This is a genomic window from Sphaerisporangium cinnabarinum (assembly GCF_055567015.1).
On record NZ_JBVHRG010000003.1, the window covers coordinates 155,351 to 170,013 of the forward strand.

General features: G+C 75.2%; 10 protein-coding genes. 2 read left to right on the plus strand and 8 right to left on the minus strand.

The features are described from left to right. Positions 1 to 20 precede the first annotated feature (20 nt). The 5 genes from ACZ4MO_RS06290 to ACZ4MO_RS06310 all read right to left on the minus strand — a co-directional run bounded on the left by ACZ4MO_RS06290 (position 21) and on the right by ACZ4MO_RS06310 (position 6,797). Entirely contained in the window at positions 21 to 2,723 is a 2,703-nt protein-coding gene (locus ACZ4MO_RS06290) for a ComEC/Rec2 family competence protein (RefSeq protein ID WP_499278647.1), read from the minus strand. Further along, positions 2,720 to 4,006: a ComEA family DNA-binding protein gene (locus tag ACZ4MO_RS06295; protein ID WP_255437084.1), complete on the minus strand. Its 1,287-nt coding sequence runs from the start codon at positions 4,004 to 4,006 to the stop codon at positions 2,720 to 2,722. The genes ACZ4MO_RS06290 and ACZ4MO_RS06295 overlap by 4 nt, the downstream gene beginning before the upstream one ends. Positions 4,007 to 4,126: 120 nt before the next feature. Then, positions 4,127 to 5,008 carry a DegV family protein gene (locus ACZ4MO_RS06300; RefSeq protein ID WP_175008352.1) on the minus strand — a complete coding sequence of 294 codons (882 nt, stop codon included), beginning with the start codon at positions 5,006 to 5,008 and terminating at the stop codon, positions 4,127 to 4,129. A gap of 106 nt (positions 5,009 to 5,114) precedes the next feature. Next, entirely contained in the window at positions 5,115 to 6,086 is a 972-nt protein-coding gene (locus tag ACZ4MO_RS06305) for a DUF5692 family protein (RefSeq protein ID WP_171468086.1), read from the minus strand. 99 nt (positions 6,087 to 6,185) lie between these two features. Beyond that, a complete protein-coding gene (locus ACZ4MO_RS06310; protein ID WP_175008351.1) occupies positions 6,186 to 6,797 on the minus strand; it encodes a TetR family transcriptional regulator in 612 nt (203 codons plus the stop codon). 157 nt (positions 6,798 to 6,954) lie between these two features. On the opposite strand from ACZ4MO_RS06310, the gene ACZ4MO_RS06315 reads away from it, so the two are divergent. Next, positions 6,955 to 8,907 carry a helicase HerA-like domain-containing protein gene (locus ACZ4MO_RS06315; protein WP_175008350.1) on the plus strand — a complete coding sequence of 651 codons (1,953 nt, stop codon included), beginning with the start codon at positions 6,955 to 6,957 and terminating at the stop codon, positions 8,905 to 8,907. A gap of 91 nt (positions 8,908 to 8,998) precedes the next feature. Here ACZ4MO_RS06315 and leuS read toward each other — a convergent pair whose 3' ends face one another. Beyond that, positions 8,999 to 11,998, minus strand: coding sequence for a leucine--tRNA ligase (gene leuS, locus ACZ4MO_RS06320; RefSeq protein ID WP_499278648.1), 3,000 nt, complete (start codon positions 11,996 to 11,998; stop codon positions 8,999 to 9,001). A gap of 67 nt (positions 11,999 to 12,065) precedes the next feature. On the opposite strand from leuS, the gene ACZ4MO_RS06325 reads away from it, so the two are divergent. Next, the gene (locus ACZ4MO_RS06325; protein WP_175008348.1) at positions 12,066 to 12,509 is read left to right on the plus strand and encodes a heavy metal-binding domain-containing protein; all 444 of its coding nucleotides are present in this window, start codon (positions 12,066 to 12,068) and stop codon (positions 12,507 to 12,509) included. 46 nt (positions 12,510 to 12,555) lie between these two features. On the opposite strand, the gene ACZ4MO_RS06330 is transcribed toward ACZ4MO_RS06325, so the two are convergent. Beyond that, the gene (locus ACZ4MO_RS06330) at positions 12,556 to 13,212 is read right to left on the minus strand and encodes a vitamin K epoxide reductase family protein (RefSeq protein ID WP_255437083.1); all 657 of its coding nucleotides are present in this window, start codon (positions 13,210 to 13,212) and stop codon (positions 12,556 to 12,558) included. 147 nt (positions 13,213 to 13,359) lie between these two features. Further along, positions 13,360 to 14,637: an MFS transporter gene (locus tag ACZ4MO_RS06335; protein WP_175008347.1), complete on the minus strand. Its 1,278-nt coding sequence runs from the start codon at positions 14,635 to 14,637 to the stop codon at positions 13,360 to 13,362. Positions 14,638 to 14,663 lie beyond the last annotated feature (26 nt).

The following is a 14,663-nucleotide window of genomic DNA, read 5'->3' on the forward strand; positions in this document are numbered from 1 at the left end:
GTCCGACGCGCACGGCACCGTCACGCGCACCCCGCGGCGGAGAGGACGCCGTCACGCACGACGAGCGCCACGGTGCCGCACGCGTCGGTCCGCAGCACGGTGGCCCCCACCCCGCGGTAGAGGTCGAGCGCCCGGTCGGTGGGGTGCCCGTAGGTGTTCTCGCCCGAGCTGACGAGCGCGACCGTCGGTGCCAGGAGCTCCGCGAGGCGGTCCGACTGCGTGGCCGAGCCGTGGTGCGCGACCTTGACGACGTCGACCGGGCCCGTGCCCTGCCCGTCCAGGGTGCGCGCGAGCGAGGCCTGCCCTGCGTCCTCCAGGTCGCCGAGCGCGACGACGTCCAGTCCCGCCACCCGGACGAGGAGCGCCACGCTCGCGTCGTTCGCGTCGCCCGGTCCAGCCTGCAGCACCTCCCACGAGACGCCGTCGTCGAAGGTACCGCCGCCGTCCGCCCGGCCCGCCGCACCGGCGTCGCCCGGTCGCGCGACCTGCACCGGGACGCCCGCGTCCGCGAGGTCCCCCAGCACGCGCTCGGCCTGCGCCTCGGGCTCCGCGGCCGGGCTCACGAGCGCGCGCTCGACCTCTCGGCCGCGGAGCGCCGCCTCCAGACCGCCGACGTGGTCCGCGTGGAAGTGGCTGAGGACGAGCAGGTCGACCCGCTCGACCCCGAGGTCGTCGAGGCACGATCCCGCCGCAGCACCGGCGGGGCCTACGTCCACGACCACCGCAGCGCGCGGCCCGGAGCGGATGACGAGCGCGTCGCCCTGCCCCACGTCGCACGCCACGACCGCCCAGTCCGCAGGGACCGGGCCTGCGGCCACGCCGAGCGGCCGGAGCACCACGACGAGGAGGACGCACATGGCGACGACCGCGACGACCACGGCCACGACGCGGACACGAGCGTGCGGTCGTCCCTGTCCCTGTCCCTGTCCCTGTCCCTGTCCCTGTCCCTGTCCCTGGGGCGACCGGACCTGACGCGAACCCGCAGCCTGTCCGACGCGACCGTCCCCGACGCCGGACGACCGGGTGGCGCGACGCCACTGCCCGGTGAGGCGCGCCCGCAGCGGCGGCGACGTGGCGCGGCGCAGCGTGCGACGCTCCCCCGCGTCCTGCAGGGCGCGCGAGCGGAGGACCACGGCGAGCCCGACGGCGGTCAGCGCGGCGAGCAGCGCGGCTCCTCCGACACCTCCCGGCCAGGGCGCCCGCGCGCCGGGCGTGGCCGCGAAGACCTGGGCGACACCCGCGATCCAGCCCGTGAAGAGACCCGCCGTCCAGGCGAGCGCGGTCGCGGCACCGGGCCACCACGGCGCGACGAGGGTCGCGAGGACGCCGAGCACCGTCGCCGGCCCCAGTGCCGGCGCCGCCACGAGGTTCGCCGGGACGGCCCACGTGCTCACGCTCGGGTCGAGCAGCACGACGATCGGGGCGCACGCCGCCTGCGCTGCCACCGGTACCGCGACGACGTGCGCGGCCGCCCGCCCGCACCACGGCGCCAGACGCCGGGCGATCGGCGCCGTGAGCAGCGCCAGCCCGGCCGTCGCGGCGACGGAGAGGACGAAGCCGTACGACCGCGCCAGCCACGGGTCGACGACGAGGAGCACGACCACGGCCGCACCGAGAGCCGCCACCGCGCGGGACGGGCGCCCGAGCGCGATGCCCACCACCCCGACCACCCCCATGGCCGCCGCCCGCAGCACGCTCGGTTCCGGGTGGACCAGCGCCACGAACCCGACCATCACCGCGCCCGTCACGACGACGCGGACGGCTCGCGGCGCGCGCAGCAGGACGCACAGCGCCGCGACGCACGCGACGACGATGACGAAGTGGCCGCCGGACACGGCCGTGACGTGCGTGAGCGACGTCGTGCGCATCGCCTCGTCGAGCTCCGGGTCGAGCCGCGAGGTGTCCCCCACCGCCACCCCCGGCACGAGCCCGCGTGCCTGCGGGCTGAGCCCGTCCGTCGCGTCGAGCAGGCTCTGCCGCATGGTGTGCACGCCCTCGAGGAACCGGTCGGGGTCGTCGACGACGCGCGGCGCGGCGTCCGCGCGCAGGAACGTCCGGTCCCCCTGCACGTCGAGCCGACCGGTGACCACGACGTCCGCCCCGTAGGCGAGGTCGGTCCAACCGTCCCCCGCCCCCGCCACGACGACCGGCCCCGCTGCCGGGACGGTGGCACCGCGTGCGGTGAGGTGATCGACCGTGACGCGCACCTCGTGCCGGTCGGTCGATCCCGACCACGGGTCGGTCCGCGGCTCGACGGCGGAGCGCACCGTCCCGACGAGGGTCGCCGTCGCGCGCTCGTCAGCCAGCGCCCCGAGCGGGGCCCGCGCGGCGAGCTGGACCCCGCCCGAGAGGAGGACGGCGGTCACGCACGCCAGGACGACCACCACCTGCCCGACCACGCGCACGCCGATCGGTGACCCGGCCCGTGACCCGACCGGCCCTCCGGCCCGCGGCCGGACGGGTGGGCCGAGCCGCGGTCCGTCCGCTCTCCGGGTGCTCGAACCGGGCTCCGGGCCGCAGGGCGCGGCGACGACGTCTGCGCCGGACATCCCGGAGAAGGCCGCAGCGCGGCGCAGCGCGACGAGGCCTGCGACGAGCACGACGCCCAGCACGACGGCCGTGGCACGGGCCACGAGCAGCGTGTCCGCCGCCGAGGCCCCGACGGCGACGAACCCAGTGGCCCACGCCGCGAGCGCCGCCGGGACGAGCCGGAGGTCGGTCACACGCGGACGAGGTCGCGCACGTCCTCGAGCACGGCGGGGCCGATGCCGCTGACCTCGCCGAGCTCGTCGACGGCGGTGAACGGCCCGTTCTCGTCGCGCCACGCGACGATGCGCTCGGCGAGCACGGGGCCGATACCGGGCAGCGTGTCGAGCGCGGCGGCGTCGGCGGCGTTGAGGTCGACCACCGCGCCACCCGCGCCCCCGGTACCCGCGGAGGCCGCCCCCGGGGCGGCGGACGGCGGTGCGGCGACCGCCTCGCCCGGCCGAGGGACGTGGATCTGCTCGCCGTCGGTCACGGCGCGCGCGAGGTTGAGCGCTGCGAGGTCGGCGTCGGGGGTCGCTCCCCCGGCCGCGTCGAGCGCGTCGGCGACGCGGGCGTCCGTCGCGACGGTCACCAGGCCGGGCGCCGCCACCTGCCCGACGACGTGCACGACCACCCCGCCCGGCGCCGCGGCCGCCCCGCCAGGACCGGGCGCGGGCTGGGCCTCGACGCCGTCGGCGGCCGACGCACCCGCCGCGCCGGGCGACGCGTCGGCGTCGGCCGCGACCCCATCGCCCGATGCCGCCGCGGCGGGAGAGGCAGCGGCGCCCACGCGCGCCACGGGCTCGACGCCCCCGGCCGGCGCCCGCAGCACGACGACACCGGCCGCGAGGAGCAGCACGACGACGAGCGTGACGACCGCGGTCCGCGGTCGTAGCGCCCACCGCCTGCCGCCCTCCTCAGCGAGGTCACCGAACCCGGAGTGGGCCGTCGGGTGCCCGTGCGCGGCCGTGTACGCGCTCGCCGCGGTCTGCGCCGCGCGCCGCCGGAGGCGATCCACCTCCCCCTCCACGTCGGCGTCCGCCACGGTGTCGAGCGCCTCGTCGTCGGACCACGCCGTACCCCCGCTGGGGGCGAGACCGGCGGCCTCGTCCGCCTTCGGCACCTCGGACGGCAGGGACGGCGCACGCTCCTCCGGCTCCGGCCGCGACGGCAGCCAGCCGTGGGCGCCGGGCGAGCCGGGGTCGCTCGGCGCTCCGGGGCGCCGGTGCCAGGACGGGACGGCGTCCGGCGCGGGGCCGTCCACCACCTCCGGCTGTTCCCACGACCATCGCTCGTCTCGCGTCGGTGTCGCGCCCGGCGGGTCGACCCGGGGCAGCGCGGCGGTCGCCGGGTGCCACGCGAGGGCGGGCCGCCCGGACCCGGCCACCGCCCGCAGGCGTTGCCGGACGACGGCGCCGTCCCTCCCGGGGTCGCGGCCGGGGCGGGCGTGCTGTCGGGGCTCGTGCCGAGGTGTGCTCACGCCGTGGACGCTAGGGCGCGGCCGGTGCACCCTGCCGACGCCGCTGCCCGGCCTGTGGAGGAGGCGACCAGGTGCGCGGCTGTGCACGGCCACGCACCGGCGCCCCTGGCGTCGGGGACCTCAGATCGTCGCCGAGAGGTCTCCCACCCCGGAGCCGCGGTCGGCGAGGTCCGCCACCACGACGGCGAGCACCCCCGGGCCGACGTGCGCCCCGAGCACGGCGCTCACGGGCGTCGCGACGACGTCCAGGCCGGTGCGCTCGGTGAGCGTCACCGCCAGACGGTCGGCGCCGTCGTCGTCCCCCACGTGGTGGACCGCGAGCGCGGGCCGCGCGCGGCGGGCCGCGGACTCCACGGCGACCGCCGTGAGCCGCTCGACGGCGGCGGACCGGGTCCGGACCTTCTGCACGACCTCGATCCTGCCGTCACGCACCGTCAGCAGCGGACGGACGCCCAGCACCGTCCCGAGCGCGGCCGAGGCCGCGCTGAGCCGGCCGCCCCGGCGCAGGTGGTCGAGCGAGTCGACGAGGAAGACGGCACGGCTCGCGTCGGCCACCTCGATCGCCCGCCGCGCGACCACGTCCGTCCCGGCCCCGGCTGCCGCTGCCGCCGCGGCCTCGCGCGCGGCGAAGCCGAGCCCCATCGCGACGGTCCGCGAGTCCACGACCCGCACGGGGACCGGCGCGTCGGCGGCTGCGAGCGCCGCCGCGTGCACCGTGCCCGACAGCTCGCCCGAGAGGTGGACGGAGACGATCTCGCGCGCGCCTGCGGCGGCCGCCGCAGCGTACGCCTCGCCGAACGCCCGCGGCGTCGGCTGCGAGGTGGTCACCCGGTGACCGGCCTGGAGGTGCGCCGCGACGTCCTCGGCGGTGAGGCCGACGCCCTCCAGGTACGACTCGTCGTCGACGACGACGTGCAGGGGGACGGCACGCAGCCGCTCGTCGGATCCTGCGGGCAGGGAGGCCGTGGAGTCGGTGACGACGTGCACGCGGTGGTCGGTCATGGCCGCGCCACCTTACGGCGACCACGCGTCGTCGCGCACCCCGGCCACGCAGGGACGCGACCGGCCCGCGACGCCGGAGCGGCGCCGCGGGCCGGTGGCCGGTGCGTCAGGCCGAGGTGGCCGCGACGCCCGCGGGCACGGCCTGCTCCGCAGGACGCGGCGCAGGCCGCTCCGCGGCGAGCCGACGGTAGGACGCGTGGTCGACGTACAGCTCGTCGCGCAGCGGGTTGCGACGCCGCGAGACGATCACGTACGCCTGGTAGACCGCGACGGCGACGTTCGCGAGGAGCGAGACGAGGCTCACCACGAAGAGCGCCGTCGGGTCGTGGGAGGACTGCACCGCGAACGGCGAGTCGGAGACGAACGCCGGGACGGCCATGGTGAACATCATCCAGAACGCGAGGGTGTGGGCACGGTGCTGGAGCCAGGCACCCTTGCGCAGGAAGAAGGCGGGGATGGTGCACGAGATCAGCAGGGCGGCACCGGCGTAGAACGCGTGGTCACCGACGCAGTTGTAGACGTAGGCGAAGTTCCAGAGGTCGTAGGCGATGATCCAGAACCACATCATGTCGGGCCAGATCATGTCCTGGAACCGGTCACGGGTCACGAAGATCCCGACCCACCCGCAGATGGTGACGAGGTTGAGGATGCCGGCGACCCCGTTCATGACGTTCCACGGGCCGCCCACCATGACGACGCCGTCGACCACGCCGTCCATCCCCGTGACCTGGAAGTCCCGGATGACGGCCTCGAGGATGTTGAGCCCGAGGATCGCGGGCGGGAACAGCAGGGCGTACCGCATGGCGCGCAGCCGAGGGCTGTAGCGCAGGAGCATGAAGCCGATGCAGCCCGCGAGGGCCGAGTAGACCTTGACCCAGTGGAACCACGTGCCGGTCGAGGAGCCGGCGCCCGCCGTCTGCGGCCAGACGAAGATCGTCAGCACCACGGGCAGGACCACGAAGATCCCGACGGCCGCGGTCTTCGACCAGCGCACGAGCTCGTTGAGCGCGATGAGCGCGGCCAGCACGACGAACCACATGACGGCTGCCTGCCACGGGATCGAGTCGAACAAGAACATGTCGTCTTCTCCTGGGGGACGACCGGGCGGTCCCACGCCGCCCGGGGACGGTGCGCGCTCGGAGGGCTTCCGGGTCCCGGCGCGCCGGAGGACCCGGGATCACCCGTCCGAGGAGCTCTCCTCGTCCAGGTGCAGCGTCTGACGCACGATCGTCGCGAGGACCGCGTCGTCCACGTCCGGGGAGCTCCGGACGAGTCCGACGAGCCCGTAGACGAGCACGTAGAACGTCTCCGCGACGTGCGTGATCCGGACGCGGTGCCGTGCCGCGTAGGCCTCGACCGTGGTGGCCTCCAGGCTCGCGACGACCGCGCGGACGGCGCGGTCGAGGAACCGGTCGTAGAGCCCACCGTTCTCGGGGCGCCGGAGGTCGTCGCGCAGCGGGTCGATCGCGCGCAGGTAGGTGCGGAACATCGCCACGCAGTCGACGAGCGCGGTGTCGATGTCGCCCGTCTCGCGAGCGGCGTCCCAGGCGCGGACCGCCGTGGTGAACTCCTCGACGTACTCGTCGAGCACGGCGTCGACGAGCGCGTCCTTGTCCGCGAAGTAGTAGTAGACGAGCCCGCGCGCCACGCCGGCGCGCTCCGCCACGTCCGTGGTGGACGTCTTCGCGATGCCTCGCTCGACGAAGAGCTCACGGGCGGCGCGGACGATCTCCTCGGCCCGCACCTCGGGTGCGGACCGACGTCGCCGCGTCGGTGTCGTGGCGCTCATGGAAGCTCCTTCGTCAGGGGGACGTCTTCACGCTAGGACCGCTATTGACACATCGTCAATAAAGCCGGGCGCCTCGGGGACGAAGGTCCCCGAGGGTCGTGACGACCGTCCGGGCGCGGCCGGGCGGCCGCCCGCGCCGCGCCCTAGGATCCGAGGCATGGGCGACGACGCACCGACCGACCCGGAGATCCTGGCCCTGCGCGCGGCCGCCGCGCAGGCCGCCGCGGAGGCCGCCGAGGCCCGCGCCGCCGCGGCGCGGGCGGCGCTCGAGGCCGCCGAGGCGGCGGCGCGCGGCGACGCCCCCGAGCGGGACGCCCCCGCTCCCCCGGCCTCCGCTCCCCCGACCGACGCGACCCCTGCCGACGCGACGCCCGGGGACGCTCCCGCGGCCGAGCCGTCCCCGACGGACGCACCGCCGGAGCCGGCGCCGACCGGCCCCGCCCAGGACGCGCCGTCGTCCCCCGGCGACGGGTACGCCGCGCAGGTGGCGGCGGGCTACGCGTACGCCGGTGGCACGCTCCCGCTCGGCGCGCTGCTGGAGGGCGCGGAGGGTGGCGACCCGTCCCCCCGCGCCGACGTCCAGGTGGGGTTCGCGCTCTCGATGCTCAACCGGCACGGGCTGGTGGCGGGCGCGACGGGGACCGGCAAGACGAAGACGCTGCAGGGCATGGCGGAGGGCCTGTCGGCGGCGGGCGTCCCGGTGTTCCTCGCCGACGTCAAGGGCGACCTGTCGGGGCTCGCCGTCGCGGGGACGTCGTCCGCGAAGATCGTGGAGCGCTCGGCGTCGATCGGCCAGGACTGGAGCCCGACGGCGTACCCCGTCGAGGTGTACTCGCTCGGCGGCCTCGGCACCGGGGTGCCGATCCGGACCACCGTGACGGACTTCGGCCCGCTCCTGCTCGCCAAGGTGCTCGGCCTCAACGAGACGCAGGAGTCGAGCCTCGGCCTCGTCTTCCACTGGGCGGACGCGCAGGGTCTCGCGCTGCTCGACCTCAAGGACCTCCAGGCGACGCTCGCGTACCTGACGTCCGACGAGGGCAAGGCCGAGCTCCGGGGCATCGGCGGCGTGTCGACCGCGACGGCCGGCGTGATCCTGCGCGAGATCGTCGCGCTCCAGGCGCAGGGCGCGGACGTGTTCTTCGGCGAGCCGGCGTTCGCGACGTCGGAGCTGCTGCGGACGACGGCCGACGGGCGGGGCGTCGTCTCCGTGCTCGAGCTCCCCGCGGTGCAGGACCGCCCGGCGCTGTTCTCCACGTTCCTCATGTGGCTGCTCGCCGACCTCTTCCAGGAGCTGCCCGAGGTGGGCGACGTCGAGAAGCCGCGGCTCGTGTTCTTCTTCGACGAGGCGCACCTGCTGTTCACGGGCGCGTCGAAGGAGTTCCTCCAGCAGGTCGTGCAGACGGTGCGCCTGGTGCGGTCCAAGGGCGTCGGCGTGTTCTTCGTGACGCAGAGCCCGAAGGACGTCCCCGCCGACGTGCTCGCGCAGCTCGGGAACCGCGTCCAGCACGCGCTGCGCGCCTTCACGCCCGACGACGCCGCGGCCCTGCGGGCGGCCGTACGCACCTATCCCACGTCGCCGTACGACCTCGAGCGGCTGCTGCAGTCGCTCGGGACGGGCGAGGCCGTCGTCACGGTGCTCACCGAGAAGGGCGCGCCGGCCCCGGTGGCGTGGACGCGGGTCCGCGCGCCGCAGTCGTCGATGGACCCCGCGCCGGCGTCCGTGCTCGAGGGCATCGTGGCGGCGTCGCCCGCGACGGCCCGGTACGGCACCGCCGTCGACGCCGAGTCCGCGTTCGAGCTCCTCCAGGTGCGCGTCCAGGAGCAGGCGGCGGCGCGCGCCGCCGCGGAGGCCGCCGAGGTCGAGGCCGCCGCGCAGGAGAGGGCGGCGAAGGAGGCCGCCAAGGAGGCCGAGCGCGCGGCGAAGAAGGAGCAGGCGGAGCTCGAGAAGATGCGGGCGAAGCTCGAGCGCGAGGCCGCGACGGGGCGCCCGCCGTCGTCGGGGTCGTCACGCTCGCGGTCGTCGAGCCCGCTCGACTCGTTCCTCCGCTCGGCGGGCACCCAGCTCGGCCGCGAGCTCACCCGCACCATCTTCGGCACCCGCCGCCGCTGACCCCGCACCGCGGGCACCCGCTGAGTGCACGAGATCGTCGCGCCTGAGGGCCTCGGACGCGACGATCTCCCGCAGTCAGCGTGTCGGGTCGTCAGACGACGATGTTGACCAGCTTCGGGGCGCGGACGATCACCTTGCGGACCTCGGCGCCGTCGATCGCGCGCACGACGTTCGGCTCGGCGAGCGCGGCGGCCGTGAGGTCCTCCTCCGAGATCGACGGCGGCACTTCGACCCGCCCGCGGACCTTGCCCTTGACCTGCACGATGCACGTCACGGTGTCCTCGACGAGGTAGCGCTCGTCCGCCGTCGGGAAGGGCTCGTGCGCGAGCGAGCGGTCGTGCCCCAGGCGCTCCCACAGCTCCTCCGCGATGTGCGGCGCGACGGGCGCGGTCATGAGCACGAGCGGCTCGACGGCCTCGCGCGGCACGCGGTCGAGCGACGTGAGGTGGTTGTTCAGCGTGATGAGCTTCGCGATGGCCGTGTTCGGGCGCATGTGCTCCATCTCGACGCGCACGTCCGCGATCGCACGGTGCACGGCGCGCAGGGTCTCGGGCGACGCCGGCTCGTCGACGACCGTCACCTCGCCCGTCTCCTCGGAGACGACGTTGCGCCACAGGCGCTGCAGGAAGCGCTGCGACCCGACGACGGCGCGCGTCTCCCACGGGCGCGACAGGTCCAGCGGGCCCATCGACATCTCGTAGACGCGGAACGTGTCGGCACCGTACTCGGCGTACATCTCGTCGGGCGTGACGACGTTCTTGAGCGACTTGCCCATCTTCCCGTACTCGCGCTGCACGACCTCGCCGTTCCAGCGGTACACGACCTCGCCCGAGCCGTCGGGCGCGGGCTCCTCCGTGACCTCCGTGGCGGGCACGTACTGGCCGCGCGCGTCGGTGAACGCGTACGCCTGGACGTAGCCCTGGTTGAACAGCTTGTGGAACGGCTCGACGCTCGACACGTGGCCCAGGTCGTAGAGGACCTTGTGCCAGAACCGCGCGTAGAGCAGGTGCAGCACGGCGTGCTCGACACCGCCCACGTACAGGTCCACGCCGCCGGCGCGGCCCGCGCTCGGGTTGTGCTCCGGGCCCATCCAGTAGCGCTCGAGCTCCGCGTCGACGACCGTGTCCTGCTCGCCGCCGTCCCACTGCGGGTCGAGGTAGCGCAGGTAGTACCAGCACGACCCGGCCCAGTTGGGCATCGTGTTCGTGTCGCGGCGGTACTGCTTCGGCCCGTCGCCGAGGTCGAGCGTGACGTTGACCCACTCGTCGTTGCGGCCCAGCGGCGCCTCGGGCGACGAGTCGGCGTCGTCCGCGTCGAACGTGCGGGGCGCGTAGTCGGGGACGTCCGGCAGGTCGACGGGCAGCAGCGCGTCGGGGATCGCGACGGGCTGGTCGTTCTCGTCCCACACGATGGGGAACGGCTCGCCCCAGTAGCGCTGGCGGCTGAACAGCCAGTCGCGCAGGCGGTACGTCGTGGTGCCCGCGCCGATGCCCTTGCCCACGAGCCACTCGGTGATGCGGCGCTTCGCCTCGGGCACGTCGAGCCCGTCGAGCGAGATCTCGTCGTTGGCCGAGCCGACGACCACGCCGTCGCCCGTGTACGGGCCGGTGAAGTCCTCCGGCAGCCCGTCCGCGGGCTCGACCGTGCGCACGACCGGCAGCCCGAACGCCTCGGCGAACGCGAAGTCGCGCTCGTCGCCGCCGGGGACTGCCATGATCGCGCCCGTGCCGTAGCCCATGAGCACGTAGTCGGCGGTGAAGACCGGGATCGCCTGGCCGTTCACCGGGTTCACCGCGAGGTGCCCCGTGAACATGCCCGTCTTCTTGCCCGCGTCGGCCTGCCGCTCGACGGCGGTCTTCGCGGCGGCCTCGCGCCGGTACGCCGCGACGGCCTCGACCGGCGAGCGGTGCCCGCCCGTCCACGCGCTCGACGTGCCGTCCGGCCAGTGCGCCGGGACCTCGTCGAGCAGCGGGTGCTCGGGCGAGACGACCATGAACGTCGCGCCGAACAGCGTGTCGGGGCGCGTCGTGAAGACCTCGACCTCGGCGCCGGACTCCGCCGCGGCGTCGTTCGCGCCGTCGGGCGTGCCGAGCACGGGGAACCGCACGAGCGCGCCCTCGCTGCGCCCGATCCAGTTGCGCTGCATCGCGGTGACCTTCTCGGGCCAGTCGATGAGGTCCAGGTCGTCCGCGAGGCGGTCGGCGTACGCCGTGATGCGCATCTTCCACTGGCGCAGGCTGCGCTGGAACACGGGGAAGTTGCCGCGCTCGGAGCGGCCGTCGGCGGTGACCTCCTCGTTCGCGAGGACCGTGCCCAGGCCGGGGGCCCAGTTCACCGGCGACTCGTCCACGTACGCGAGACGCTGCGAGTCGACGACGGCCCGGCGCTGCTGGGGCGTGAGCGTCGCCCAGTCCGCACCCTCCTCGACGTCCTCGACGCCGCCCGGCACCGGCCGCGCGCCCGACGCGAGCTCGGCCTCGAGCTCGGCGATGCGGCGCGCGCGACCACGACCGCCGTCGGGACGCAGGGCCTCCGGGTCGTACCAGGAGTCGAAGATCTGCAGGAAGATCCACTGCGTCCAGCGCACGTACTCGGGGTCGATCGTCGCGAACGAGCGGCGCGAGTCGTGCGCGAGCCCGAGGCGGCGCAGCTGCCGACGCATGTTGGCGATGTTCGCCTCGGTGGTCACGCGGGGGTGCTGTCCCGTCTGCACCGCGTACTGCTCGGCGGGCAGGCCGAACGCGTCGTAGCCGAGGGCGTGCAGCACGTTCTCGCCGCGCATGCGCCGGAACCGGCCCACGACGTCCGTCGCGATGTACCCCAGGGGGTGCCCGACGTGCAGGCCCGCGCCCGACGGGTACGGGAACATGTCCATGATGAAGTAGGGGCTCGCGCCCTGGGGCCGGTCGCCGTCGCCGTCCGTGAGGTCGCCGGTGGGGTTCGCGGCCCAGAACGTGCCGCGCTGCTCCCAGAGCTCCTGCCACTTGAGCTCGATCTGCTCCGCGAGCGCCGGCGTGTAGCGGTGGGCGGGGCCGCCCGCGGCGGGGGCGTCCGGGGCGTGCGGGATCGAGGTCGTGTCAGGCGTGGTCACCCGGCCGAGTTTACCGGCCGCCGCGCGGCCCGACGGCGGCCGTCCGCCCCGTGCGAGGATGTGCGGCGTGATCATCGTGACGACCAACGACGTGCCCGGCTACCGCATCGACGCGGTGCTCGGCGAGGTCATGGGCATGACCGTGCGCAGCGCCAACCTCGGGGCGAACTTCGTCGCGTCCTTCCGCTCGATCGGCGGCGGGGAGGTCAAGGAGTACACGCAGCTCGTCTACGAGTCGCGGCAGGAGGTCATGCACCGCATGGTGCAGGAGGCGCAGCGCCGCGGGGCCAACGCCGTCGTCGGGATGCGCTTCGACACGGGCGAGATCGCGGCGTCCTTCTCGGAGGTGTGCGCGTACGGCACGGCCGTCGTCGTCAGCCCGCTCGCCGCGGGCCAGCCCGGCGCGACGGCGCAGTCCGCCCACCAGGCCCAGGGCGCGCCGTCCGCCCCGCAGCCGGGCGGCCAGGCCTTCCCGCAGGACGCCGCGCCGGACCAGCCCGCCTGGCGCTGACGCGACCCGACACCCCGGCCCGGCACCACCGGCCGAGGGACGCCCGTCAGAACAACGAGACGATGATGGGGCCCTTGACCAGCAGGATCCACGCGACGAGCGCGACGTAGCCGATCGCCAGGAACAGGTGCCGGTTGCCCACGAGCGTGCGGCGCACGCCGGCCCCGGCGGGCAGGTAGCCCTCCTGCACCGCGTGGACCACCTGGTACCAGAACAGCGGGATCATGGCGAACCACACGACCATGCAGTAGGGGCACATCGCGGAGATCGCGTACATCGTCGTCCACATGAGGAAGACGATCAGGCCCATGCCGAGCGTCGTCCCCGCGAGGAGCGCGAGCCAGTACCAGCGCGGCAGGCGGGCGCCCGCGAGCAGGACGACGCCCGTGGTGATGACCACGGGGAACGCCGCGATGCCGAGCAGCGGGTTGGGGAAGCCCAGGAGCGCGCCCTGCCACGAGTCCATCGCGTCGCCGCAGTCGAGCAGGGCGTTGACGCTGCACGAGGCGACGTGGCTCGGGTCGGCGAGCTTGAGGTACTTCTCGATCGCGAGCGCCGCCGAGCCGGCGAGGCCGATCGCGCCCAGCACGACGAGCAGCCAGCCCATCGTGCGCGGGCTGATCGGGCGAGGGCCGGACGCGGGCAGCAGCTCGTCGTCGGGCTCGGCGGACACGTTCGCACCGGCGGTGGCGCTCTTGCTCACGGGGACGCTCCTCGTGGGTCACCGGCTCGCGCCGGACGTGACGGCGCGCACGGCGGTGCACGCACGGCACAACCTACCGCGCCGCGCTGGGACCCGGCTGGGAGCCGCCGGACCTCCGCACGCGCGCGACCTGGAGCGAGGCGGGGACTACCGCGGCGGCGCGGCGGCCGCGGAGGGCGAGCGCGCGCCGTCGGGCAGCGTGGCGACGACGACGCCCGCGGGGCGGCGCCCGACGACGAGGATGATGGCCAGGCCGGCCACCGTGAGCACGACCCCCGTCCAGGCGGGGGCGAGGTAGCCCCAGCCGGCGGCGATGACGAGCCCGCCGAGGAACGCCCCGTTGGCGTTGCCGACGTTGAGCGCGGAGTGGCACAGCGCCGCGCCGAGCGACGGCGCGGACGGCGACAGGTCCATGAGCCGCGTCTGGAGCGACAGGCCGAGGATCTGCGACGTCACGCCGAGGAGGAACAGCGACAGCACCGCCGGGACGGGGTGCTGCCCCGTGAGCGCGAAGAGCGCGAGCATCGCCCCGGTCGACACGAACCCGAGGTACACGGTGCGCATCACCGAGCGGTCGGCGAGCCGGCCGCCGATCACCGTCCCGACGGTCATGCCGACGCCGAAGATCGCGAGCACGAGCGGCACCGCACCGGACGCGAGCCCGGTGACGCGCGTGACGGTCGGCTCGACGTAGGAGTACACGGCGAACATGCCGCCGAACCCGATCGCGGCCCCCACGAAACCGGTCCACAGCGGGCCGTTGCGCAGGGCGCCGAGCTCGCGCCGCACGCTCGTGTCCTCGTTGCCCGCCCCGGCGGGGATCAGCCGCCACAGCGCGAGGAGCGTCACGAGCCCGAGCGCGCCGACCACGACGAACGCGGCCCGCCAGCCGAGCTGCTGCCCGGCGAACGTGGAGAGGGGCACGCCGACGACGTTGGCGATCGTCAGGCCGGCCATCATCGTCGCGACGGCGCGGCCGCGGCGGCCGGGACCGGCGACGGCCGCGCCCACCGCCGCCCCGACGCCGAAGAACGCGCCGTGGGGCAGCCCGGCGAGGAAGCGACCGGCGACGAGGGTCTCGATGCTCCCCGCGGTGGCGGAGAAGAGGTTCCCGAGCGTGTAGAACGCCATGAGCGCGACGAGGAGCGTCTTGCGCGGCACGCGTGCCGCGGCGACGGTGAGGAGCGGCGCGCCCACGACGACCCCGACGGCGTACGCCGTGATCGCGTGACCCGCGGTCGGGATGGACGTGCCGAGGTCGGTCGCGATGTCGGACAGGAGCCCCATGGTCGCGAACTCGGTCGTCCCGATGGTGAAGCCGCCCATCGCGAGCGCGAGCAGCGCGGGCCCGGCGCCGCGCAGGCGGCCGGTGTCGCGGGGCGTGGGGTCGTCCGACGGCGGTGCGGGCGGGGTGGCGTCGGTCATGGTGTCCTCGTGCGTCGGTCGGGCGG